24 protein-coding genes are annotated in these 23971 nt (G+C 75.4%); 8 read left to right on the forward strand and 16 right to left on the reverse strand.

The window, feature by feature from the left end:
- Positions 1-44: 44 nt before the first annotated feature.
- Positions 45-545, forward strand: a complete 501-nt coding sequence (locus tag LG379_RS00705; protein WP_225752682.1) for a CinA family protein — start codon at positions 45-47, stop codon at positions 543-545.
- The gene (locus LG379_RS00710) at positions 538-1980 is read left to right on the forward strand and encodes an amino acid permease (protein ID WP_225752683.1); all 1443 of its coding nucleotides are present in this window, start codon (positions 538-540) and stop codon (positions 1978-1980) included. Before LG379_RS00705 ends, LG379_RS00710 begins: the two co-directional genes overlap by 8 nt.
- A gap of 10 nt (positions 1981-1990) precedes the next feature.
- Here LG379_RS00710 and LG379_RS00715 read toward each other — a convergent pair whose 3' ends face one another.
- From LG379_RS00715 to LG379_RS00725, 3 genes are all read right to left on the reverse strand, one after another.
- Positions 1991-4006 carry an NHL domain-containing thioredoxin family protein gene (locus tag LG379_RS00715; protein ID WP_225752684.1) on the reverse strand — a complete coding sequence of 672 codons (2016 nt, stop codon included), beginning with the start codon at positions 4004-4006 and terminating at the stop codon, positions 1991-1993.
- Between the two features lie 123 nt (positions 4007-4129).
- Positions 4130-4345, reverse strand: coding sequence for a hypothetical protein (locus LG379_RS00720; RefSeq protein ID WP_225752685.1), 216 nt, complete (start codon positions 4343-4345; stop codon positions 4130-4132).
- A 33-nt stretch (positions 4346-4378) separates the two neighbouring features.
- Entirely contained in the window at positions 4379-5380 is a 1002-nt protein-coding gene (locus LG379_RS00725; RefSeq protein ID WP_225752686.1) for a hypothetical protein, read from the reverse strand.
- Between the two features lie 191 nt (positions 5381-5571).
- Between LG379_RS00725 and LG379_RS00730 the strand changes: the two genes are divergently transcribed.
- The 5 genes from LG379_RS00730 to LG379_RS00750 all read left to right on the forward strand — a co-directional run bounded on the left by LG379_RS00730 (position 5572) and on the right by LG379_RS00750 (position 9792).
- Entirely contained in the window at positions 5572-6429 is an 858-nt protein-coding gene (locus LG379_RS00730; RefSeq protein WP_225752687.1) for a PP2C family serine/threonine-protein phosphatase, read from the forward strand.
- A gap of 218 nt (positions 6430-6647) precedes the next feature.
- On the forward strand, positions 6648-7463 hold the full coding sequence (locus LG379_RS00735) for a DUF4397 domain-containing protein (RefSeq protein WP_225752688.1): 816 nt from the start codon (positions 6648-6650) through the stop codon (positions 7461-7463).
- A 250-nt stretch (positions 7464-7713) separates the two neighbouring features.
- Positions 7714-8397: a class F sortase gene (locus tag LG379_RS00740; RefSeq protein WP_225752689.1), complete on the forward strand. Its 684-nt coding sequence runs from the start codon at positions 7714-7716 to the stop codon at positions 8395-8397.
- Positions 8397-9038: an RNA polymerase sigma factor gene (locus LG379_RS00745; RefSeq protein ID WP_225752690.1), complete on the forward strand. Its 642-nt coding sequence runs from the start codon at positions 8397-8399 to the stop codon at positions 9036-9038. Before LG379_RS00740 ends, LG379_RS00745 begins: the two co-directional genes overlap by 1 nt.
- Positions 9016-9792, forward strand: a complete 777-nt coding sequence (locus tag LG379_RS00750; protein WP_225752691.1) for an anti-sigma factor — start codon at positions 9016-9018, stop codon at positions 9790-9792. Before LG379_RS00745 ends, LG379_RS00750 begins: the two co-directional genes overlap by 23 nt.
- Positions 9793-9912: 120 nt before the next feature.
- Here LG379_RS00750 and LG379_RS00755 read toward each other — a convergent pair whose 3' ends face one another.
- From LG379_RS00755 to LG379_RS00790, 8 genes are all read right to left on the reverse strand, one after another.
- Positions 9913-10137: a DUF6458 family protein gene (locus LG379_RS00755; protein ID WP_034228308.1), complete on the reverse strand. Its 225-nt coding sequence runs from the start codon at positions 10135-10137 to the stop codon at positions 9913-9915.
- Positions 10138-10301: 164 nt separating this feature from the next.
- Complete coding sequence (locus LG379_RS00760; protein ID WP_225752692.1) at positions 10302-12356, reverse strand: cytochrome c oxidase assembly protein; 2055 nt, start codon at positions 12354-12356, stop codon at positions 10302-10304.
- A 65-nt stretch (positions 12357-12421) separates the two neighbouring features.
- Complete coding sequence (locus LG379_RS00765; RefSeq protein WP_225752693.1) at positions 12422-12892, reverse strand: hypothetical protein; 471 nt, start codon at positions 12890-12892, stop codon at positions 12422-12424.
- A gap of 90 nt (positions 12893-12982) precedes the next feature.
- Positions 12983-13375 carry a VOC family protein gene (locus LG379_RS00770; RefSeq protein ID WP_225752694.1) on the reverse strand — a complete coding sequence of 131 codons (393 nt, stop codon included), beginning with the start codon at positions 13373-13375 and terminating at the stop codon, positions 12983-12985.
- Between the two features lie 197 nt (positions 13376-13572).
- Entirely contained in the window at positions 13573-15045 is a 1473-nt protein-coding gene (locus LG379_RS00775; RefSeq protein ID WP_225752695.1) for a dihydrolipoamide acetyltransferase family protein, read from the reverse strand.
- A 91-nt stretch (positions 15046-15136) separates the two neighbouring features.
- Entirely contained in the window at positions 15137-16120 is a 984-nt protein-coding gene (locus LG379_RS00780; protein ID WP_225752696.1) for an alpha-ketoacid dehydrogenase subunit beta, read from the reverse strand.
- On the reverse strand, positions 16117-17250 hold the full coding sequence (gene pdhA / locus LG379_RS00785) for a pyruvate dehydrogenase (acetyl-transferring) E1 component subunit alpha (RefSeq protein ID WP_225752697.1): 1134 nt from the start codon (positions 17248-17250) through the stop codon (positions 16117-16119). The genes LG379_RS00780 and pdhA overlap by 4 nt, the downstream gene beginning before the upstream one ends.
- Before the next feature lie 155 nt (positions 17251-17405).
- Entirely contained in the window at positions 17406-18491 is a 1086-nt protein-coding gene (locus LG379_RS00790) for a histidinol-phosphate transaminase (RefSeq protein WP_225752698.1), read from the reverse strand.
- A gap of 62 nt (positions 18492-18553) precedes the next feature.
- On the opposite strand from LG379_RS00790, the gene LG379_RS00795 reads away from it, so the two are divergent.
- Positions 18554-18943, forward strand: a complete 390-nt coding sequence (locus LG379_RS00795; RefSeq protein ID WP_225752699.1) for a phage holin family protein — start codon at positions 18554-18556, stop codon at positions 18941-18943.
- On the opposite strand, the gene LG379_RS00800 is transcribed toward LG379_RS00795, so the two are convergent.
- The 5 genes from LG379_RS00800 to LG379_RS00820 all read right to left on the reverse strand — a co-directional run bounded on the left by LG379_RS00800 (position 18903) and on the right by LG379_RS00820 (position 23949).
- Positions 18903-20657 carry a hypothetical protein gene (locus LG379_RS00800; RefSeq protein WP_225752700.1) on the reverse strand — a complete coding sequence of 585 codons (1755 nt, stop codon included), beginning with the start codon at positions 20655-20657 and terminating at the stop codon, positions 18903-18905. The two genes, LG379_RS00795 and LG379_RS00800, sit on opposite strands and share 41 nt — an antisense overlap.
- Positions 20654-20836: a hypothetical protein gene (locus tag LG379_RS00805; RefSeq protein ID WP_225752701.1), complete on the reverse strand. Its 183-nt coding sequence runs from the start codon at positions 20834-20836 to the stop codon at positions 20654-20656. The genes LG379_RS00800 and LG379_RS00805 overlap by 4 nt, the downstream gene beginning before the upstream one ends.
- 239 nt (positions 20837-21075) lie before the next feature.
- A complete protein-coding gene (locus LG379_RS00810) occupies positions 21076-21681 on the reverse strand; it encodes a hypothetical protein (protein ID WP_225752702.1) in 606 nt (201 codons plus the stop codon).
- On the reverse strand, positions 21678-22973 hold the full coding sequence (locus LG379_RS00815; RefSeq protein WP_225752703.1) for a DUF58 domain-containing protein: 1296 nt from the start codon (positions 22971-22973) through the stop codon (positions 21678-21680). The genes LG379_RS00810 and LG379_RS00815 overlap by 4 nt, the downstream gene beginning before the upstream one ends.
- Before the next feature lie 13 nt (positions 22974-22986).
- Positions 22987-23949: a MoxR family ATPase gene (locus LG379_RS00820; protein ID WP_225753321.1), complete on the reverse strand. Its 963-nt coding sequence runs from the start codon at positions 23947-23949 to the stop codon at positions 22987-22989.
- Between the last annotated feature and the right edge of the window lie 22 nt (positions 23950-23971).

A 23971-nucleotide genomic window follows, 5' to 3' on the forward strand; every position in this document is an offset into this window, starting at 1 on the left:
CCGCCCGGGTGCCGGGATCCGGGTGCGCGTGCACCCTGGGACGCATGTCCGACCTCCGCACCGCGGTGACGACCACCGCCGACGCCGCCCAGCGGCTCGCCGCCGACCTGCCCGACCTTTTGGAGCGCCGCGGCTGGACCGTCGGCACGGCCGAGTCGCTCACCGGAGGCACGATCGCGAGCGTCCTGGCGGCGGCCCCGTCCGCGCAGGAGTGGCTGCGCGGCGCCGTCGTCGCGTACACGCCGCAGGTGAAGTTCGACCTCCTCGGGGTCCCGGAGGGTCCCGTCGTGACCGAGGAGTGCGCCCGGACCATGGCCACGTCGACTGCCCGGCTGCTCGGCGCCGACCTCGTCGTCGCGGTCACCGGCGTGGGCGGGCCCGAGCCGGACGAGGGGCAGCCGGCCGGCACCGTGTGGTTCGCCGTCGCGACGCCGGACGGGGTGCGGGCGGAGAAGAAGGTCTTCGGGGGAGACGCGCCGGACGTGCTGACCGCGACGACGGAGCACGCCATGGCGATGCTGCGGGACACTGCGCGGTGTGACTGAGCACCGCCCCTCCCACCTCGGACCCGCCGGCGCGGGGGGACCTGCGCCCGGCGTGACGCTCGACGTGCCGGTCGGGGAGCCCCACCTCGCGCACGGGCTGCGCGTCCGGCACCTGACGATGATGGGCCTGGGCTCGGCCATCGGCGCCGGCCTCTTCATCGGCACCGGCGCGGGCATCAGCATCGCGGGACCGGCCATCCTGCTGTCGTACATGGTGGCCGGGCTCATCGTCGTGCTCGTCATGCGCATGCTCGCCGAGATGGCGTCGGCGCTGCCGTCCAGCGGCTCGTTCTCCACGTACGCCGAGGCGGGCATCGGGCGCTGGGCGGGGTTCACGGTCGGCTGGGTCTACTGGTTCACACTGATCATGGTGCTCGGCGTCGAGATCACCGCGTCGTCGGCGATCGTGCACAGCTGGCTCCCGGCGGTGCCGGAGTGGCTCGTGGCGGTGGTCCTGATCGCCGCGTTCGCCGCGGTGAACCTGCGCGGGGTGCGGAGCTTCGGCGAGTTCGAGTACTGGTTCGCAGCGCTCAAGGTGGCGGTGATCGTCGTCTTCCTCGTCGTCGGCACCCTGCTCGTCGCCGGGCTGCTCCCCGACCGCGAGCCGGCGGGCCTGACGCACCTGCTCGGCGACGGCGGCTTCGCGCCCGAGGGCCTCGCGGGCATCGCGGCGGGGCTGCTCGTGGTGGTCTTCGCGTTCGGCGGGATCGAGATCATCACCATCGCGGCGGCGGAGTCCGACGACCCCCAGCGCAGCATCGCCCGCGCGGCTCGGACGATCGTCTGGCGCATCCTGCTCTTCTACATCGGGTCCGTCGCCATCATGGTGACCGTCCTGCCGTGGACGTCCGAGGAGCTCGTGGCCGGTCCGTTCGTCGCCGTGCTCGGGCTGGCCGGCATCCCGGCCCTGCCGACGATCATGGAGGTGGTGGTGGTCGTCGCGCTCATGTCGGCGTTCAACGCGAACCTCTACGGCACGTCCCGCATGGCGTACTCGCTCGCCGAGCGCGGCGACGGGCCGCCCGCCCTCCTGCGTGTGTCGCGGGCGGGTGTGCCCGTGACGTCGGTCCTCGTGTCCACCGGGTTCGCCCTCGTCAGCGTGCTGCTCAACTGGTGGCTGCCGCAGGGGCTCCTCGGCATCCTCCTCAGCGCCGTGGGCGCGTCGCTCATCGCGGTCTGGCTCGTGATCGCCGTGGCTCAGATCCGGCTGCGCCCGCGGCTCGAGGCGGAGGGGCGTGAGATGACCGTCCGGATGTGGGGTCACCCGTGGCTGTCGTGGGTGACCGTCGCGCTGCTCGTGGGGTTCGTCCTCCTCATGCTCTCCGACGCGGCCGCACGCACGCAGGCGTTCGCGACGACGGCGTTCGTCGCCCTGGTCGCGGCGGTCTACGCGGTCCGCGAGGCGGTCCGGAGACGGGCGACGATCGCCGACTGAGCCGCCCGGATCAGCCGTGCAGGGGGAGGGTGAGCACGCCCGGGCCGCCGTCGACGACCCGGACCGGCACGCCCCAGTCCTGCTGGTTGAGGTGGCAGGCGGGGAACTCGATCGCGGGGTCCGCGTCGCACGACGCGGCCTGCGCGGTCACGTGGAGGACCCCCTCGGCGACCGCGGGGTTGATCCGCAGCACCCGTTCCAGCGGGACGTCGTCGCCGGCGCCGTCCAGCAGCAGCTCCGGCGGGCTGGCCGAGACCTGCAGGCGGGTCGACGGTCCGAACCGGTCGTCGTACTTCTGGCCCGTCGCGGGCGTGAAGACCACGTCCAGCCGCACCTCGCCCGCGGCGATCTCGCTCACGGGACGCTGCGTGCGGTGGGCGCCGGCGTCGAGGATCTCGCCCGCCAGCCGCGCCGGCAGGCGCAGCCGCGTGAGGCGGTGGGCGGCGGACTCGACGACGAGCAGGTCGATGCCGCCGTCGTCGTGGACGTCGACGAGGAGGCCGGAGGGCTCCGCGAGGTCGCGCGCGAGGGTGGTGACCTCTCCCGGCCCGTCGCCGTCTGCCGCGGGGGCCCAGCGGCGGACCGCGCCGTTGTAGGTGTCCGCGATCGCGACCGAGCCGTCGGGGAGGACGGCGACGCCGAGCGGGTGCTGCAGGAGCGCCTGGTCCGCGGGACCGTCGCGGTGGCCGAAGTCGAACAGCCCCGCGCCGACGGCGGTGTGCGCCGTCACCGCACCTCCGTCGCCCGCCCTCGGCGCGAGCCAGCGCAGCGCCGACACCTCCGAGTCCGCGAGCCAGATCCGCCCGTCGGGGCCGACCGCAAGGCCGGACGTCTGCGCGAACCACGCCTCGTCCGCGGGGCCGTCGACGAGGCCCTCGTTCATCGTCCCGGCCAGGCGCTCGATCGAGCCCTGCTCGTCGTCGAACCCCCAGATCGTGTGGTTGCCGGCCATGGCGACGACGAACGCGCCGAGGTCCGGCGACCACGCGACGTCCCACGGTGAGGAGAGCTTCTGGCGCAGCACGAGCGGCGCGCCGACGGGCGCCTCGGCCGCGGTGCCGAGGGTCACGGCGAGCGCCGACGCGAAGGCGGTGCCGGCAGCGAGGGCGTCCGCGGGTGCGGCGGCGAGCGCGTCCCCGGCCACGTCCGGCAGGACGTTGTCCGACGCCCCGACCATGTACTGCCGGCCGTTGCCGGCGACGGTGCGCACGGCGCCGTCGTCGAGGCGGACGCCGCGCAGGGCGTGGTTGACCGTGTCCGCGACCAGGACGTCGTAGCCGAGGCGTCCCCGCAGCTCGTCCGGGACCAGGCAGAGGCCGTTCGGCTCGCTGAACCGCGCCTCGTCGGGTCCACCGTCGACGAGCCCGCGCTCGCCGGACCCGATGCGGCGCACGAGCGTCTCCCCGTCGGCCGCCAGCTCGGCGAGGCTGTGGTGTCCGGCGTCGGCGACGAGGAGGGTGCCCCCGGGCAGGCGGACGGCCTTGGCGGGGAAGCGGAGCGTGCGCGACTCGACGGCGGGCGGCACGTACGGACCGTCGCCGCGGTGCAGCGTGCCCTTGGCCGCGTGCTCCGCGACGAGCTCCCGCACGAGCACCTCGACGTTGTGGCGGTGCCCCTCGCCGGCCATGTGGCTGACGATGTAGCCCTCGGGGTCGACGACGACGAGCGTCGGCCAGGCCCGTGCGCTGTAGGCGGACCAGGTGGTCAGCTCGGGGTCGTCGAGGACCGGGTGGTGCACCTCGTACCGGTCGACGGCCGCGGCGAGGGCGACCGGGTCCGCCTCGTGGACGAACTTGGGGGAGTGCACCCCGATGACGACGAGGACGTCCCGGTACTGCTCCTCCAGCTCCCGCAGCTCGTCCAGGACGTGCAGGCAGTTGATGCAGCAGAAGGTCCAGAAGTCCAGCAGGACGATCTTGCCGCGGAGGTCCGCGAGCGTGACGTCCTGGCCCCCGGTGTTCAGCCAGCCCCGGCCGACGAGCTCTGAGGCGCGGACCTTGGGCAGGCGCGGTGCAGTCGTGGTCACGGAGGTAGTGAACACGACCGACCTCCGGGTCCTTCCGTGCGTCCGGACGTCGGTCGTGGCCGGTCGGTCGTGGCCGGCCCGGCGCCGCGCCCTGCGGGTCACCGGCCGGTCAGGGGTCGCGCGTCAGTGCTGCGGAGTGATCGCCCCGACGACGGCGACCCGCACCGGCACGCCGTCGACGTCCGGCGGGAGGTCGTCGTCGTCCGCGGAGTCGAGGCTGACGCGCACCGCGTACCCGTGTCGCACGCGGACCAGACCGATGCCCCGGACGCCGTGGTGGCCGAGGAGCTCCGTGCGGAGGCGCGCCTTGGCGGCTCGGGCCTGCTCCAGGTCGGCCATCGCTCACCCCCGGGCGCCGCGCGGGGTCGCTGGTCAGGTGCGGAGCTCGGCGCCCAGCGCCTCCAGCACCGTGTCGATCGGGTTGAGGTAGGTCAGCCCGGCCCCATTCTCGCCGCCCGTCTCGCTCCCGGCAAAGAGGAGCCCGACGGCCTGCCCCGTCGCGGGGACGTACACCAGGGATCCGCTGTCCCCGCCGCGCGAGAAGGGTCCCCGCGCCAGCCCCTCGACCTCTATCTGGTCGTCGAAGGACACGTCGCCGACCTCGGGCCCGTACCCGACGACCACGTCGTCCAGCTCGAAGGCGGTCACCCGGCCCCGGGTCGTCCCGGTCGTCCGACCGATCTTCTCGACCTCCTCCGCCCCGACGACGCGCGCCGTCCCCGTCACCGGACCGGACGGATAGGTGACCTCGACCTCATCGTCCTCGAGCGCCGCCACCGCCGCGTCGACGAACGCCGTCGTGGCGCCGTCCAGGGGGACGAAGCGCGCCAGGGAACCGATGCGGTCCTCGGGGTCGCGGCCGCCGTCGGCCGGACCGGGCTGCAGCACGGCGTCGCCTTCGCGGGCCGCTGGCGAGCCGACCAGCACGTGGTGGTTGGACAGCGCGTGGAGGCGCCCGTCCACGGTGACGAAGGCGCCGAGGGTGCCCGCCGTGACGTCGACGTGCGCCACCGAGACTCCCGGACGCAGCGGCCGGACGCGGCCGGTCTCGCCGACCGCCCGCGCGGTCACCACGGGCGGCCGCGGGCCCGTCGTGGGCACCGCCCGGATCCTGCCCGTGCGACGCACGTCGACCGACGGGCCCGCGTGCTCGACCGCGCGCCGCGCGAGCATGCGCGCCGTCGGCACCCCCAGCCGGTAGCGCAGGGCGACGGCGTGCCCGCCGTCGGGCCGCGGGGCCAGACCCAGCGACACCAGGGGCGCGTCCAGCGCCTGTGCGCTGGGGCGGCGCGCCTGCGTGTCCCGCAGGAACCCGGCCAGCTCGGCCTTGGCCCTGCGCGCCTCCTCGATGTCCATCCCTGACGTGTGTGCCACGACGGCCCCCTCCCGCCGTGGCCCCCGCCGCGGCTGTCCCGAGTCTGCACCGGGCCACCGACACGGGCACGAGCCCGTGGACCGCCCGCGCCGGGGAGGTGCGGCGTCCTCCGGCCTCGAGAACCAGGTGGCCAGGCCGCCGCCGGACCTCCCGGACCGCGTGCGGCCGCGAGCGGGGGTACGGTGCCCCGGTGAACACGGGGGAGCAGGGGCCGACGCAGCCGGCGTTCGAGACCGCCGTCCGGTCCGTCACGGGCAACCACCGCCGGTCGAACCAGGACTCCGCCGGCTGCACCGACGCGGTCGCCGTGGTCGCGGACGGCGTGGGCGGGCACGTCGGCGGCGACGTCGCGTCGTGGACGGTCGTCCGGCGCTTCCTCTCGGACCTCGAGGCCGTGGACGACGTCCGCAGCGCCTCCATCTCCGACCTCGCCGAGCACGTGGCCACCGCGAACGAGGCCCTGCTCCGCCGCGCCGACCGCGACCCGTCCCTGGCCGGCATGGGCACCACCTTCACGGCCGTGGTGTGCGGCGAGGGCACGGTCCGGCTGCTCCACATCGGCGACTCGCGCGCCTACCTGCTCCGCGACGGCACCGCGCGCCGGGTCTCGCGCGACCACTCGCTCGTGCAGCTCCTCGTCGACTCCGGGGAGATCGACGAGTCGCAGGCGGTGGACCACCCCAACCGGAACGTCATCCTGCGGTCGCTGACGGGGTCGCCGGAGGACCCTCCTGGGCTGCAGCTGCGCGAGATCGAGGCGCGTCCGGGCGATCGGTGGCTGCTGGCCAGCGACGGCCTCACCGACCACGTCGCCGAGGAGCGGTGCCTCGAGCTGCTGGCCGCCGCGGCGACCCCGCAGGAGGCCGTCGACGCGCTCGTCCGCGCGGCCGAGGAGGCGGACGCCCGCGACAACGTCACCGCCGCGGTCGCCGACGTCGTCGTGCACGGCACACCGTCGAAGCCGGCGCGCGACGCCGCGCCGACCCACCGCCTCGACGGCGCGGCGGCCCTCGACGAGCTGGGCGACGTGGGGGACCTGGCCGGCTGACCCGCGACCGGACGCCCTCGCCGTCATCGCGGGACATCTCCCGCGCGCGACGCGGCGCACTCACCGCAGTGACCCCGGCAGCCCCCGGTGACCGGCCGTCCTGACCGGGCGTGCGAAGAAAGTTGAAACTTCCTGCATCCGGGCGCGAACCCTCGGCGGTAGTAGGGGTGTCAGCACGTCCCCAGACCCCCACCAGGGCCTGACCCAGGAGGAACCCCATGCGGAAGCGCCTCATCGCCGGCACGGCAGCCGGCTTCGCACTCGCCCTCACGGGCGCCGTCCCCGCGGCCGCCGACGGCCACGAGGCCCAGCTGTCCGTCCTGCACGGTGTCCCCGGCCTGACCGTGGACGTGTACGTCAACGGTGACCTCACGCTCGACGACTTCGAGCCCGGTGACCTCGCCGGCCCGCTCGCGCTGCCCGCCGGCACCTACACGGTGGCGATCACCGCGGCCGACGCCGCGGACGACAGCGCCCCGGCGATCGGCCCCGTGGACCTGCCCCTCGCAGCCGGCATGAACTACACCGCCGTCGCGCACCTCGACGAGGCCGGCGCCCCGAAGGCGACCCTCTTCACCAACGACATCTCGAACACCGCCGCGGGCGAGGGTCGCCTGACGGTCCGCCACACCGCCGCGGCCCCGGCCGTGGACATCCTCGCGGGCGGCTCCCCGGTGCTCGAGGACGTCACCAACCCGAACGAGGGCATCCTCAACCTCCCGGCGGGCACCGTCTCCGCGGCCGTCGCGCTGGCCGGTACGACCGCGCCGGCCATCGGCCCGGCCGACGTCAACGTCCAGGAGGGCGTCAACACCATCGTCTACGCGTGGGGCAGCGCCGCTGACGGCAACCTCGACCTCGCGGTCCAGACGATCGACGGTCTGCACTCGGCCCCGTCGGGCGTCCCCTCCGGGGAGCTGGGTCTCGCCGCTCAGCAGTCGTCGACCCCCTGGGTGGTCGGCGCGGCGCTGCTGGCGGCCGCGGGTGTCGCCTTCGCCGTCCGTCGTCAGACGGTGTCGGTGAAGAACGACTGACCCGCACGGCCGGGGGTGCGGTCCCGTCCCCTTCCTGGGACCGCGCCCCCGGCTCGGACCGGACACCCCTGGGTCCCCTGGTCCACCGTCCGCGTCGCGGGCCCGTCTCACGGCGGGCCCGTCGGCGCGTGCGGGGAGCCCTTCGTCTAGGCGCGCACCTCGGCCCGTGCATCGATACTCCGACGACGGGTCACCACAGCTCCGCCCGACCACCCGCTCCACCCGTCCGTCCACGAGGAGGAAGACCCCGATGCCGGTCCACAGCCCCCGCCACCACCGGGTCATCCGCGTGATCGCCGGGGCCGCTGCCGTGGTGCTCCTGCTCGCAGGCTGCGCGACGGGCGGCGAGGAGGACCCGGTGGTGGCGTCCGCACCGCCCGCGGTCAGCCCCGCGCCGACGCCCACGCCCGACGCCGCCGCGCGTCCGCTCCCCGAGGTCCCGGTGCGCAGCGCCGACCTGGCCTCGGTCGAGGTGGAGACCGTGGTGGAGCCGGTCGGGGTGGCGATCCCGAGCATCGACGTGACGCTGCCCGTGGAGCCGGTCGGGGTGGAGGACGACGGCCAGATGGAGATCCCGCCGCGGGCGGAGATCGGCGGCTGGTACCGCTACGGCGCCTCGCCCGCCGACGACGAGGGCACCGCGGTCATCGCGGCCCACGTCGACTCGATCGTCTCCGCCGACGTCGGGCCGTTCGCCCGGCTCCAGGAGGTGGCGGTCGGCGACCCGGTCGACGTCACCCTCGCCGACGGCAGCACCCGCGGGTTCACGGTGACGGAGGTCCGCCGGACGCCCAAGCCGAGCGTGCAGTGGGATGACGTCTTCGTGCGGGGCGGCGGCCAGCGCCTGGTCCTGATCACCTGCGGTGGTAGTTTCGACCGAGGCGCTCGCAGCTACTCGGACAACGTCATCGTCACGGCCGAGCCGAGGGTGTGATGAGCGCGGGGACCGTCGCGGCACTGCGGGTGCCGCGCATCGCGAGGGGAAAGCCGCTGACCGCGACGCAGGTGCACCTCGTCCGTGCGCCGTCCACGTGGGACGACGTCGAGGTCGCCCGCGCGTTCGCAGCGGGGGACGAGGTCGGGCTCGCGGAGGCGTACCGGCGGTGGTCGGCCTTCGTCCACACCCTCGCGCTGCGCTCGCTGCGGGACGAGACGGACGCCCAGGACGTCACCCAGCAGGTCTTCGTCAACGCCTGGCGCGGCCGTTCCGGCTACGACCCGACCCGGGCGCTGCCGGGCTGGCTGACCGGGATCGCCCGGAACGCCATCGCCGACGTGCACGGACGGCGCGCCCGGGAGCGTCGCGACCAGCTCGCCGCGGTCGCCACCGTCGAGACCGTCGCGGAAGCCGAGACGGCGCAGGTCGCCGACCGGCTGACCGTCGCGGACGAGCTCAGCCGGCTCGGCGAGCCGCAGCGCACGATCATGGCCCTCGCGTTCTACGAGGACCTCACCCACGACCAGATCTCCCGCCGGCTGGAGATCCCGCTCGGAACCGTCAAGAGCCACATCCGACGCAGCCTGCTGCGTCTGAGAGACCGACTGGAGGTGGATGGTGCAGCACGTCGACCCTGAGGTCATCGCGCTGGTCGCCCTCGGCGAGCCGGCGGCCGACGACGACGCCCGGTCCCACCTCGCCTCCTGCCCCCAGTGCGCGCAGGACGTGGCGTCCCTGGCCGCCACGGTGAGCACGGCCCGGAGCGTCACACCGGTCGACGCCCTCGTCATGCCCCCGCCGCAGGTCTGGGAGGGCATCCGCGGCGCGCTGTCGCTGAGCCCCGGTCTGGACCCCGACGTCTCCGCGAACCGTCCTGCCGCGCTCCCGGACGCCGACGACGAGCTGGCTGCCCGCCGTTCGCGGCGCGCCCGTCGAGCCGGGGCGCTCTCCGGTCGGGGTGGTCCCTGGCTCGGGGTCGCTGCGGCCACCGGTCTCGCCGTCGGCGGTGTCGGCGGGGCGCTCGTGGCCGGCGCGGGCTCGCAGGACGGGCCCGAGGGCGTCGTCGTCGCGCAGGGACAGCTCGAGCCGCTGCCCGGCTGGGACGCCGGGGGAGCCGCCGTCGTCGAGAAGACGCCGGACGGGACCCGGGAGCTCGTCGTCACGCTGGAGGGCGGGGAGGATCTCGAGGGCTACCGCGAGGTCTGGCTCATCGACCGCGAGGTCAGCCGGCTGGTCAGCCTCGGCATCCTCGAGGGCGGCGAGGGACGGTTCGTCGTGCCGGCCAGCCTGGACCTGTCCGAGTTCCCGGTGGTCGACGTCTCCGACGAGCCCTACGACGGCGACCCGTCGCACTCCGGCGACAGCATCATCCGCGGCCTGCTCGACACCTGAGGCTGAGCGCGCGCCGTCACGGCAGCGCGCAGACGCGAACCGCGCGGGACCGGAGGGGTCCCGCGCGGTTCGTGCGCACGCAGGCCGTGCGAGGGGCTGGCGCGCTGGTCGGTGCCCGGCTCAGTAGGCCGGCGGCGGGGTGCGCTCGTCGTACCGCTCGACGCGGTGCGCCGTGTGGGTGCGCTGCTGGTTGTGGACGAGGCCCAGGATGAGGGCCAGGATGCCACCGGCGATCATGATGTAGCCGACGATGTTGAGGTTCACCACGTCCCACGTGTCGGGAGCGATCGCGAACGCCAGGATCGCGCCGACGACGATGAGGAAGATCCCCGATCCGATTCCCATCTTCGTGCCTCCTTGTCCGGACGCGGTCGTCCGATAGGCACGATCATGTCGCCGGTCGACGGATCCCGCCTGTCGAGAGCGGGTGATTGCCACGGGGGCCCGGAGCGGGACCGACCCAGGTCAGCGCCGGGTCGGTCGCCGCCGGCTGGTGCGCCGGGCCACGGTCACCGGGCGCCGTCGCGTTCCGCCATCCGCGCCAGCATGGCGTTGTAGTCCGTGAGCTCCTTGTCTCCGTCCCGCTCCGCGGCGCGGTCCTGACGGCGCGCGGTGCGCTCGTCGTCGCGGGTCCACTGGACGGCGATCGCGAAGGCCAGGGTCAGCATCGGGACCTCGCTGATGCCCCACGCGATCGCCCCGCCGTCGCGCTGGTCCTCCAGCGCGGACGGGCCCCACGGACGACCGAGAAGCCCGAACCACTCGGGCACCAGCAACGTCTCCTGCGTCACGAGGGCGACGCCGAAGAAGGCGTGGAACACCATCGTGCCGAACAGGAGCACGAGCCGGATCGGGTACGCCGGCCGGGAGGGACCCGGGTCGACGCCCACGAGCGCGTTGACGAAGAGGTACCCGGCGAGCGTGAAGTGCACGACCATGAGCAGGTGGCCGATGGTGGTGGTCAGCGCGTACTCGAAGGCGGGCGTGTAGTAGAAGACGACCATCGAGCCGGCGAAGTTCACCGCAGCCACCAGCGGGTTGGCGAAGAACGACGCCCACCGCGAGTGCACGGTGCCGAGCAGCCACTCCCGCGGACCGCGTGAGCCGTCCTTGCGGACCGGCAGCGCCCGCGAGGCGAGGGTCACGGGCGCGGCGAGCGCGAGGAAGATCGGCACCACCATCACCATGATCATGTGCTGGATCATGTGGGCGCTGAACAGCACGTGGCCGTAGACGGCCGGCCCTCCCGACGTCACCCAGGCGAGCAGCGTCAGGCCGGCGACGGCGCTGAGCGTCCGGGTCACCGGCCACCGGTCGCCCCGTCCGCGCAGCCGCACCACCCAGCGCACGTAGACGACGAGCGCGGCCGCGCAGCCGAACGCGACGAGGAGGTCCCACCGGAACGTCGTCAGCCACAGCTCGGTGGTGGGCCGCGGCGGCAGCGGGTGGCCCGTGACGATCTCCGCGGGCGTCAGCTCGCCGGTGGGGGCCTGCGGGACGGGCGGCGGGGTGTCACCGAGGACGGCGGCCAGCCCGGACACGGCGCCCATGACGGCCAGCTCCACGGCCACCAGCCGCCAGAACAGCGCCGGCGCGCGCCCGGACGCCGTCGGGGTCAGGCGGGGCAGCACGGCACGGCGGTGGGCGAGCCCGGCGAGCCCGAGGAGCGCGAAGAGCAGCACCTTGGCGAGGAGGAGCCGGCCGTACCCGGTGCCGAGGAGGGCGTCGGGGCCGTCGAGGCGCAGCGCCCCGTTGACGGTGCCCGACACGGCGACCGCCAGGTACGCCCAGCCGGCGACCGGCGAGAAGCGCGCGACGGCCGGGCCCAGGTCGTCGCCCAGGCGGTGCGCCACGAGGGCGAGGGCCGCGAGCCCGCCGATCCACACCGCCGCGCCCGTCAGGTGCAGGAACATCGAGGTGACGGCGAGGTCGTGGTTGGTGTCGCCCGCCGCGTGGCCCGTCTGCGACTGCAGCGCCAGCGCGGCCAGGGCGGCGAGGCCCGTGAGCAGCGCGCCGCGGGGCGTCGTCACCAGGAGCGCGAGCACGCAGACGAGCGCGGCCACGACGACGAGCGCGACGAGCGTCCGGCCGAGCGGTACCTGCGTCACGAAGAGGCCGAGCTCCGAGCCGAAGCCGGCGGACGACGGCGGGGTGCCGCTCACCGTCGCGTAGCCGAGCACGAGCGTGCCGACCGCCGCGATCGTCCACACCCCCGCGGCGACGGCGGCGACGAGCGTCACCGCCGACCACGCCCGCCCCTCCGACGCGACCCGGCCCGTCCCGCGCGGCAGCACGGCGGCCGCCAGCAGCAGACCGCCGACGACGACGGCGCCGGCCAGCTCGCCCACCGCCGTGACCGCCGGCGTCGCCCAGCGCACGACGGCACCGGGGTCGGCGAGGCCGCTCGGCGCCGTGATGCCGACGACCAGCGCCGCGAGCAGGGCCGTGGCGACAGCGAGCACCGCACCGACGACGAGGCCGGCGCGGGCGGTCGGCGTCGAGGCGGCCGACGCCGGCGCCGGACCGCTCGCCGGTGACCGGGTCGACGAGGCTGCTGCGGGCACCGTCCCAGGGTACGGGCGCGGGCTGACGGCCCGGACGGCCGCGGACCAGGCCTCTCAGCCGCGGCTCACGGCACCGCGTCGCAGTACTGGACGAGGATCTCGGGCTGCATGTCGGTGCCCGCGGCGTCGTTGCCCAGCACCGCGACGAGGGCGACGCGCGCGGACTCGGCGTCGTCCGGCGTGAAGCGGACGTCGATGGCGACGTCGTCCTCCTGCGCGACCTCGTGCTCCCAGCCCTCGGCGGCCTCGACGTCCTCGAGCACGAGCGCCTCGCCGTCGTCGGCCACCGTCACCGTGACGGTGCCGGCCTCGCCCACCGGGTACCGCCCGTCGGGCGCGGGGGACAGGTCGGAGCAGCGGGTGGGCGCCTCCTCCGCACCCGCGTCGAAGGGCTCCGGCGAGGCCGCCGGCGTGAGGTCCTCGACCTCGAGGTCCCGGTCGGTCGCCTGCTCCGGCTGCTCGTCGCCGGTCGCGCAGCCGGTGACGGCGAAGGCGGACAGCACGAAGGCGGCGGCGAGCGTGGCGGGACGGCGCATGGTGGCTCCAGACGGTGGAGAGCAGGTCCACCACGAGTCGAGCACGGCGGGACGGCGTCGGCATCCGGGGGCACCCGCGGCGCCGAGCGGTCAGCCGCCGGAGGCCGTCTCCCAGAGCCCGACGACGTTGCCCTCGCTGTCCTCGAAGTACGCGCTGTACCCCATCTCGCCCACGGGGAGCTTCTCGCGCAGCGGTCGTCCTCCCTGCGCCTCGACCCGGGCCAGCGTCGCGTCGATGTCCTCGACGTCGATGACCACGACCGGCACCCGGCCGACGGACTCCTCGCGCTCGACGAGGCCGCCGTTGATGAACCCCGCCTCGGTGGGTGGGCCGTCCTGCGGCGTCGGCCCGGTGGACACCATGAGGTAGCCGGGGTCGCCCTCCCACGGGGCGAAGTCCCAGCCGAAGACCTGCGTGTAGAACGCCCGTGCGCGCTGCGACTCGTCGAACGGGAGCTCGAAGTGGACGACGCGGCCGGTCATGTCCCCACCCTTCTGCAGCCGCGGACCGGCGCCCCTCCGCGGGGTGCCGCGGCGCCAGGTCGGCGTCCTCTCCGGTCTACTCCGGTCCCGGGCACCGGACAAGAGGCCGCGAGGGGATCCCCGGGACGGCGGTGCGGGGCGGCCCCGCGGCCGTTGTCGTGACGGCCCTGCGGCCGTCGTGGAGACGGCCCCGGCGGTCAGCCCCAGACCAGGCCCTTCGCGGGGTCCTGGAGGACCGCGGCGACGTCCGCGAGCAGGCGGGACCCGAGCCCGCCGTCGACCAGCCGGTGGTCGAAGGACAGCGCCAGCTGCGTGACGTGCCGCTTCTTGATCTTCCCCTTGTGGACCCATGGCTGCTCGCGGATGGCGCCCACCGCGAGGATCGCGGACTCGCCGGGGTTGAGGATCGGGGTCCCGGTGTCGATGCCGAAGACGCCGACGTTCGTGATGGTGATGGTTCCGTCGGACATGTCGGTCGGCGTGGTCCGCCCGGCCCGGGCGGTGGCGGTGAGCTCGGCGAGCGCGACGGCCAGGTCGTGCAGGCTGAGGCGGTGCGCGTCCTTGATGTTGGGGACGACCAGCCCGCGCGGGGTCTGCGCCGCGATGCCGAGGTTGACGTAGTGCTTGTAGACGATCTCCTGCGTCTCGTCGACCCAGCTGGCGTTGACCTCCGGGTGGCGTCGCACCGCGATGAGCAGCGCCTTGGCGGCGACGAGCAGCGGCGTCACCCGCACGTCCGCGAACTCGCGGTCCTCGCGCAGCTGGGCGACGAGCCGCATCGTGCGCGTCACGTCGACCGTGTGGAACACGGACACGTGGGGGGCGGTGAACGCGCTCGACACCATCGCCTCGGCGGTCCGCCGGCGCACGGACCGGACGGGGACGCGGGTGCTGCGCCCGTCGGGGGAGACGGTGCCGGACGCGAGCCACGGCTCGTCCGTCGGGTAGTCCGTGAGCTCCCGGCCCTTGTTCGCCTCCGCCCGCGAGAGGACGTCCTCGCGCGTCACGATCCCGCCCGGACCCGACGCCGGGACCGTCGAGAGGTCCACGCCGAGGTCCTTCGCCAGGCGCCGCACGGGGGGCTTGGCGAGCACCCGCGCCGACGACGACGCCGCAGCGGCTCGGCCCGCACCGGCGGCGGGGGCCGAGCCGGCAGGGCTGGGCGTGCCGGTCGGGCCGGTCGTACCGGTCGAGTCCGCGGCGGCGGGGTCCGTCCCGCGCCGGCGGCGCAGGGTCCCGTGGCTCGCGACGCCGTACCCGACGAGGACCGCTCCGCTGCCCTCGGTCTCCGCCCCGCCGTCCGCGGTCGTGGACCCGCCGACCGGGCCGCCGTCGACCTGTGCCGTCGCGGTGGTCGTCGCAGCGTCCGGGGCCGTCGTGCCCACCGCCGCGGCCGGCGCGGCGTCGTCGGCCGGGGCGCCGTCGGCGTCGGTGTCCACGGTGATGATGGGCGTGCCGACGTCGACGGTCGTGCCGGGCTGCACGAGGATCTCGGTGACCAGGCCCTCGAAAGGGCTGGGCAGCTCGACGAGCGACTTGGCCGTCTCGATCTCGACGAGGGGCTGGTTCACCTCGACGCGGTCACCGACGGCGACGTGCCACAGGACGACCTCCGCCTCGGTGAGGCCCTCCCCGGCGTCGGGGAGGCGGAACTGCTCGAACCTCGGCACGCGGCTGGCTCCTCGGTCGGGCCCGGATGGCCGGGCGCTGGTGCGGGTAGGTCGGGGGCCGGGCGTCGCGCGAGCCCGGCGCCGGCAGGGCTCAGTGGGCGAGCGACCGCTCGACGGCCTCGAGCACGCGCTCGACGCTCGGCAGGTAGTCGTGCTCGAGCCGGGAGACCGGGTACGGGGTGTGGAAGCCGCCGACGCGCAGCACGGGCGCCTCGAGGTGGTAGAAGCACTCCTCGCTGATCCGCGCGGCGACCTCGCCGCCCGTGCCGTAGAGGGTCGGCGCCTCGTGCACGACGACGCAGCGGCCGGTGCGCCGCACGGACTCGGCCACGGTGGCCGTGTCCAGGGGCGAGATGGTGCGCAGGTCGACGACCTCGACACTTCGGCCGTCCTGCGCGGCGGCGTCCGCGGCACGCAGCGCCGTCGTCACGGACGGGCCGTGCGCGACGAGGGTGACGTCGGTGCCCTGCCGCACCACGCGGGCGCGGTCCAGGCCCGAGCCCGTGGTGCGGCCGAGGTCGACGTCGGCCTTGTCCCAGTAGCGCGCCTTCGGCTCGAGGAAGATCACAGGGTCCGGCGAGGCGATGGCCTCCTGGATCATCGTGAACGCGTCCCCGGGCGTCGCCGGGGACACGACCCGCAGCCCGGCGGTGTGGGCGAAGAGGACCTCGGGGGACTCGGAGTGGTGCTCGACCGCGCCGATGCCGCCGCCGTAGGGGATCCGGATGACGACGGGCAGGGACAGCTGCCCGCGCGACCGGTAGTGCATCTTCGCCAGCATCGTCGTGATCTGGTCGAACGCGGGGAAGACGAACCCGTCGAACTGGATCTCGCACACGGGGCGGTAGCCGCGCAGCGCCAGCCCGATCGCCGTGCCGACGATCCCGGACTCCGCGAGCGGGGTGTCGACGACGCGGTCGGGGCCGAAGTCCTTCTGCAGCCCGTCCGTCACGCGGAAGACGCCGCCCAGCGTGCCGATGTCCTCGCCCATGAGCAGCACGCTCGGGTCGTCCTCGAGGGCCCGGCGCATGCCGAGGTTGAGGGCCTTGCCCAGGGTCACGCGCTCCGTGCTCATCGGGCACCTCCCGTGGTCGCGTCGTCGAACGCGGACTCGTACTCGGTGAACCAGGCGCGCTCGGTGTCGACGACGGTGTTCCGGCTCCCGTAGACGTGGTCGAACATCGTGTCCTTCGCCGGCGGTCGCATGGCGTGGACCGTGGCCCGGACGTGGCGGCCGAGCGCGTCGGCGTCGGCGTTGACCGACTCGAGGAACGCCTCCGGCAGCTCGCCGCGGGACGCGAGGTGCGTGCGCAGGCGGTCGATCGGGTCCTTCGCGCGCCACTCCTCCTCCTCGGCGGACGAGCGGTAGCGCGTCGGGTCGTCGGAGGTCGTGTGGGCGCCCATCCGGTACGTGTACGCCTCGACGAAGGTGGGTCCCCCGCCGGAGCGCGCGCGCTCCAGGGCCTCGAGGGTCACCGCGTGGACGGCCAGCACGTCGTTGCCGTCGACGCGCACGCTCGGCACGCCGAACCCTCGGCCGCGCTCGACGAGCGGCACGCGCGTCTGGCGGTCGGTCGGCTCGGAGATCGCCCACTGGTTGTTCTGGCAGAAGAGCACCACAGGCGCGTTGTTGACGGCCGCGAACACGAGCGCCTCGTTGGTGTCGCCCTGGGAGGTCGCGCCGTCCCCGAAGTAGGCGACGACGGCGGTGTCGCGCGCGGGGTCGCCGGTGCCGACGAGGCCGTCGCGCTGCACCCCCATCGCGTACCCGGTCGCGTGCAGCGTGTGCGAGCCGATGACCAGCGTGTAGAGGTGGAAGTTGTGGACGCGGGGGTCCCAGCCGCCGTGGTCGATGCCGCGGAACTGCTTGAGGACGTCGGTGAGGTCCAGCCCTCGCGTGTGGGCGACGCCGTGCTCGCGGTAGGAGGGGAAGACGTAGTCCTGCGGCGCGAGGGCACGGCCGGAGCCGACCTGCGCCGCCTCCTGGCCGAGCAGCGGCGCGTACAGCCCGAGCTCGCCCTGGCGCTGGAGCGCGGTGGCCTCGGTGTCGAAGCGCCGGACGAGCACCATGTCGCGGTACAGACCGCGCAGCGCGTCGGCGTCGAGGTGGGCGACGCGCGGGGAGTAGGCGGGGTGCTCCACGCGCTCCCCGGCGGGCGTCAGCAGCTGGACGAGCTCGGGCTGGGGGAGGTCGGTCGGCGTCACGCAGGGGGTCCTCTCGGGCGGCGGCCAGGCCTGGTTACGCCAGCGTAGGCTACGGCTCCGTAGGTTCGCGTGGCGAGGACGAACAAGACTCTCCCCGCAGCACTTGTGGGCACCCTCCAACGGGCGCCCCGCACGCGCGCCGGCCGAGGAGCGCCTCAGCGCCAGCCGGCAGCGACCGCGAGCAGCCTGTCGTTCGCCGCCGGTGTCCCGATGCTCACGCGCAGGCCCTCCCCGGCGAAGGGCCGCAGCAGCAGTCCCTGCGCGGCGGCGTCCACGGCCAGGTCGGCGGTGCGGTCCGCGGTCGCGAGCCAGACGAAGTTCCCCTGCGCGTCGGGGACCGCCCAGCCCTGGTCCAATAGGGCCGCGCGGACACGGTCGCGCTCGACGACGATCGCGTCGACCCGCTCGAGGAGCTCCGCCTCGGCCGCCGGCTCCAGGCTGGCCAGCGCCGCGACCTGGGCGAGGTGGTTGACGCCGAACGGCGTCGCGGCGGTCCGGATCCCCCGCGCCACGTCCGGCCGCGCGACCGCGTACCCCACGCGCAGCGCCGCCAGGCCGTAGGCCTTGGAGAACGTGCGGAGGACGACGACGTTCGGGTGCGCCTCGAGCGCCGCGCGGCTGTCGAGCGGGTCGGCGAGGCGGACGAACTCGACGTACGCCTCGTCCAGGACGACGACGACGTGCGCCGGCACCGAGGCGAGGAGCTCCATGACCTCCGTGTGGCCGAGGGCCGGCCCGGTCGGGTTGTTGGGTGAGCACAGCAGCACCACGCGGGTCCGGTCCGTGATGGCGGCCGCGATGGCGGTCAGGTCGTGGCGGCCCTCGGCATCGACCGGGACCGGCACGCTGACCGCTCCCTGCAGCTGGACGAGGATCGGGTAGGCCTCGAACGACCGCCAGGCGTGGACCACCTCGTCCCCTGCGTCGCAGAACGCCTGGAGGACGTGGCCGAGCACGGCGACGGACCCGGTGCCGGCCACGACCGCCGACGGCTCGACGCCGTGCCGTGCCGCCAGGGCCTCCCCGAGCGCGGTCGCGAACATGTCGGGGTAGCGGTGCATCTCCCCGGCCGCGCGCTCGACCGCCGCCCGCACGGACGGCAGCGGCGGGTACGGGTTCTCGTTCGACGACAGCTTGTGCGCGTCCGGGTCCACCGTCCTGGCGCCGGGGACGTAGGCGGGGATCCGGTCGACGACGGCGCGGAAGCGGACGGTCGCGGGGGAGGGAGCAGCGCTGGTCACCGGCTCAGGATGCCACTGCGCATCCGGTGCCCGCCCGACGGTGATCGTGGAAGCATGACGTCATGAGCTTCCTCGTGCGGGTCGTCATCAACGCGGCGGCCATCTGGCTCGCGACCGTCCTGCTGGACGGCCTGGACGTCGTCGGCGGGGACGACACGACGACCCGGGTGCTCGTGTTCCTCGCCGTCGCGCTGGTCTTCGGCCTCGTCAACGCGGTCGTCCGCCCCGTCGTGTCCTTCCTGTCCCTCCCGCTCTACATCCTCACGCTCGGGCTGTTCACGTTGGTGGTCAACGCCCTGATGATCCTGCTCACCGGGTGGCTGTCGGGGCTCACGGACTACGGCCTGCGGGTCGACGGGTTCTGGACGGCCCTGCTCGCCGGACTCATCGTCGCCGTCGTGAGCTTCCTGCTCAGCCTCGTGGTGCCGGGGGCGCGCAAGCGCAAGGGCTGAGAGCCGCGGCCGGTGCGATGCCGGCCGGAGCCGCGCCCGACGGGACCGCCGGCGCGACGCCTGCACCCGGGGCGGGGACGCGCGCAGCGGCGTACCAGGTCGTCGTGACCGTCGTCGTGCCGGCGAGGAGCTCCTCGATCGGCGCGCTGCCGGCTCTCCACCGCGGGTCGTCGACAACCTCGAGCCCCGCTGCGACGGCCGCGTACGTGCCGACGTCGTGCGAGCCGAGGGGTGTGAGCGCCGCGGCGCGCACCGCCGCGTCCGGTGCGCGTCCGGCGTCCACGCGGACCGTCGTGCGGTGGGGGCCGTCGGGGTTCGGTGTCGCGTCGAGAGCGGGGACGAGGTCGGTCGCGATCTCGACGTGAGCGCCGACGACGTCCGGCGGCAGCGCGATGTGCCCCACGGGTGACCCGACCGTGACGACCGCCTTGACGTCGAAGCGCTCCTGCAGGGCGGGATCTGCGGCCATGGACGCAGCGGCGATGCCGCCCTGCGAGTGCCCGGCGAGGACGACCGGCTCACCCGGGGGGATCCCGGCGAGCTCCATGGCCCGCACGGCCGCGGCCGTCACGTCGTCGGCGGCCCGCTCCATCAGGGCGAGGTTGGAGGTGAGGTCGAAGGGGTTCGGCCGCTGGAGCGGTCCCCACTCCTGGGTGCCGGGCAGCGTGACCACCCAGGTCCGCGTGCCGTCCGGGCGCCGGAGCTCCTTGACCTCGACCGTTCCGGCGTCCGCCGCGCCCGGTCCGCCCGGTCGCCGGGGGTAGGTGCGCCCGATCCCGCCCACGAGGTCCGCGACGCCCCGGGGAGCGGCCTGCGACGCGGCCGGCGGGCGATCGAGGCTGCGCGCCACCACGAGCCGGCTGGGCGTGACTCCTGCGAGGTGGCGGATCCTCCGGAGCCAGAGACCGAGCTCCGCTGCCGTGGAGACCGCGATCGACGCCCGCCCGGCTCCGCCCGGGGCCCGGACGGCAGGGCCCCGGCCCGGCAGCGCACCCCGCACGAACCCGCCGACGAAGGGCAGGAGGGACTCCAGGACGCGGGCGTCGCGGGGGTCCACGTCCGGTGCCGGGCCGTCGCCGACCACCAGCCAACCCAGGAGCCCGGCCGGCCCCTCCACCTCACCGGTCCACGAGCTGAGGGCGTTGAGCAGGAGGCCGGACGGGCCGGGGGTGCGACGCAGCAGCCGGAGCATGACCACCCGCTGCGCGACTGCCACGGTGCCGACGGCGGCGGCGCCGGTCGCGAGGAGCCACCCTGCCGGGCCGGCGCTGCCCACCGCGAAGCCGCCTGCGACCTGGGCCGCACGGACGAGCCGCTCGGCGGCGCCGTCCGCGGTCACGTAGCCGCGCACGGCGGTCCGCACGTCGGCGGCGGTCCGGCCGACGTCGTGGGCGCACCCCGGCAGGCCCGACGCCGGTGTGATCAGCCGCCCGCAGGCCGAGGCCGCGCGGGGTGCCGTCCCCGGCGACCGCTCCCACGTCGCCTCGATCATGGCCGCGAGGCGGGATGCCGCCGCCGTCGCACGGCGCAGGGCCTCGGCGGCGTCGTCGAGGGCGACGGCCGCTGCGACGAGCTCGGCCAGCTCGGCCATCTCCCCGCGCGGTCCGCCCTGGACGGACACGGCGTGGTCCCAGGTCCGTGGCGCCGCGTCCGGGAGCTGCGGCGGGCCCGGTGCGGCGAGGGCGGGCGCTGCGAAGGCAGGTGCGGCAGTCATGGTGCGCACCGGGGCGTGCCGTCGGCGGCGTCGGCGGCGCCGGTGTGCTGCAGCACCGCGCGCCGGACGTGGTCCAGCTCCGCGAGCATCCGGTCGAGGCGCATCAGATGCCCGTCGATCTCCTGCCGGTACGCGTCCCCGGCTCGGGCGACCCACGTCGCGCCGGCCGCCCGTCGCACCGCGTCGCGCCACGACGATCCTCTCCTCCAGCAGCCGCAGCTCGCGTGCGGCTGCGGGCGTCAGTCCCCCCATGCGACCTCCCCGTCGTGGCGGACGCTAGGAGGCCGGGGGCCGTCAGCACGGGGGGCGACCGCGCGGACTGTGGACGGCTGCGGCCGCCGACCGTACCGGCCCGCCGTCGGTCGGGCACCCGGCGCGCCCGGGTCGCCGCGCCGGGTGTGCCTGGTCGTCGCCCGAGTCAGGGGCGCAGGCGCCGGAACCACTCCGACGGCGCCACAGCCAGGGCGGCGACGACGACGGCGACCACCGCGACCAGGCGCAGCGCGCCCGAGGGCGCCGTGCCCGCCACGAGGCGGGCCGCCAGCACGACGCCGACCAGGCCGAGGACAGCCGCCTGCACCGGTACGACGGGTGCCAGCCACCGGACCACGACGGCCGTCTCGACCCGCGCGGACCATCCCGTGTGCGCGGCCAAGCCCGTGAGGCGGGCGAGCACGTGCGTGCCGACGAGCAGGACCACGAGGCGGACGAGACCGAGCGCAGCGGAGTCGAGCAGGTCCGGACCGGACAGGACGAGCAGTCCGAGCAGCGCGAGCACGAGGGGCGCGGTGGGCAGCGTGGGCCGCCAGACCGCCACGACGGCGGCGGCGAGAAGGAGGAGCTCCACGAGACCCGACCCGGCGAGGCCACCGGCTGCCGCCGTCCCGCCGAGCGCCGCGAGCGCGCGGTCGAGCAGGAGGAGGCCGAGGACGGTGACACCCGCCGCGACGCGGACCACCCAGCCCGGCACGCTCGGCCGCAGCTCCAGCCGGAGCCGCAGGTCGTCCTCGTCCGCCCGGCTCACCGTCCGACCCCCACGCCGGGACGCCGGTGCGACCGGCGAGCCAGGAGCTGCAGGCGGGCGGAGGCGTCGTCGTCGGTCCACGCCATGACCTCCACACCCGCTGCCACCAGGTCCGCGAGCCGGTCCGCCCGCTCGAGCAGGACGAGCCGGAGCGCGAGCCGGGTGCGGGTGTCGAGGTGCCGCCGCCGGACGGCGGGCAGGACGTCCATGGCGACCACCCGGTGCCCGGACCGGCGCCAGTGCGCGGCCGCGCGCGCCCCCTCCTCGTCCAGGAACGTGGAGAACACCCACACGAGCGTGCCCGACGGGAGCTGCGGCGCCCGCACCCGCGGCGCCGGGTCCCCCTGGGGGCGTAGCACCGCCAGGCCGTGGAGCACACGGTCGAGCTGGCGGCGTCCGCCGCCGGCCCGCAGCGTGCGGCGGCGGACGCCCAGGTCCTCCAGCCCCACACGGTCCCCGGCTCCGAGGTAGGCCTGGGCGACGGTCGCCGCGGCGGACCTCGCCACGTCCAGCGAGGTCGCGTCGTCCGGCCGGACGGGGCGTGCTCCGCTCCACGTCGCGGGATCCGGACCGACGTCGTCGCGCGAGTCGACCACGAGGGTCACGTGCGCCTCGGCCAGCGCGAAGGTGCGGCGGGTGTAGAGCTCCTCGCCCCGCGGCGACCGTCGCGCCGTCGCCCGCCAGTCCACGCGGCGCAGGGAGTCGCCGGGCTGCCACGGGTGCACGTCGCGCAGGTCACCGCCGTCACCCGGTCGCCGCGAGCCGTGCTGGCCGGTGAGGCCACGCAGGCGCAACGGCAGGGGGAGGGCGGCGAGGGTCCCCGCGCGGGGCAGGACGGTGACGGTGGCCCTTCCGGTGCTGGAGACCGGCGCGGTGAGGTCGCCGCCGAGGCCGAGCCCCTGCACGTCGACCCGGGCGAGCTCCTGCGGCCCGGTGCGCACGGAGGTGGCACGCACCGGCACGCTCCGCGTCAGCGGGACGGCGACCAGCGCCTCGACGTCGCGGTGCCCGACCCGGCGGGCCCGCAGCCGCACCGCCTCGGTACCGGGCGGTGCCACGAGACGGACGGCGGCGCGCAGCGTGCCGGCGCCCGACGGCAGCGGGGCCACGTCCGCCCACACCTCCCCGCGGGGCCGGGACAGCGCGGCCCACAGCCCGGCGAGGAGCGGGGGGACGCCGAGGAGCGCGACGTCCGGACGCCCGCCGAGCGCGCCGGCGACGAGCAGCAGGACACCGACGGCGACGCCCCACACCAGCCGCACGCCCACGGCCCACGCCGTCCCCGTCGTCACGTCGCGGGCCCCCTCAGCCGCCCGTGGGCACGGTCGTCGGTCCCGGTACGCCGGCGAGGACGTCGCGCACGACCGTCTCCGCCCCGACGCCGGACGCCCACGCCGCCGGCGTGAGCGTCAGCCGGTGTGCCAGCGCCGGCACGGCGACCGCCTTGACGTCCTCCGGGGCGACGAAGCGCCGCGCCTCGATGATCGCGAGCGAGCGGGCGGCGAGCAGCAGCGCCTGCGACCCCCGGGGCGAGGCGCCGACCTCCACCGCGTCGTGACGGCGCGTCGCGGCGGCCAGGTCGACGCAGTAGCGGACGACGTCGCGGTCGACCCGCACCCCCTCCACGCCGGCCTGCATCGCCAGCAGGGTGCGCGCGTCGACGACCTGCCGCACGGTCGCCTCCTCGCGGCGCCGGTCGAGGCGTCGCTGCAGCACGTCGACCTCGGCGTCGGCGTCCGGGTAGCCGACGCCGATCCGCACCATGAAGCGGTCCAGCTGCGCCTCGGGCAGGGGGTACGTGCCCTCGTACTCGACCGGGTTCGACGTCGCCATGACGTGGAACGGGCGCTGCATCGGGTAGGTCCGGCCGTCGACCGTCACCTGCCGCTCGGCCATGGCCTCGAGCAGCGCGGACTGGGTCTTCGGTGACGTCCGGTTGATCTCGTCCGCGAGGAGCAGCCCGGTGAACACGGGCCCGGGCCGGAACACGAACGACGACGTCGCGGGGTCCCACGCCGAGGAGCCGGTGATGTCGGCGGGCAGGAGGTCCGGCGTGCACTGGATGCGGCGGAACTCCAGGCCGAGCGCGGTGGCGAGGCTGCGCGCGGCGAGGGTCTTGCCGAGCCCGGGCACGTCCTCGAACAGGACGTGCCCGCTGGCGAGCACCGCGGCCAGCGCCACCCGCAGGGCGTCGTGCATGCCGACGACGACGGTGCCCACCTCCGCGAGCACCGCCTTGCACGCGCGCGCGACGTCGCCGGGGGTCATCCCGGCCGGTGGCGGCGTGCCG

Source organism: Actinotalea sp. Marseille-Q4924, assembly GCF_916618755.1.
Taxonomy (GTDB): Bacteria; Actinomycetota; Actinomycetes; order Actinomycetales; family Cellulomonadaceae; genus Actinotalea.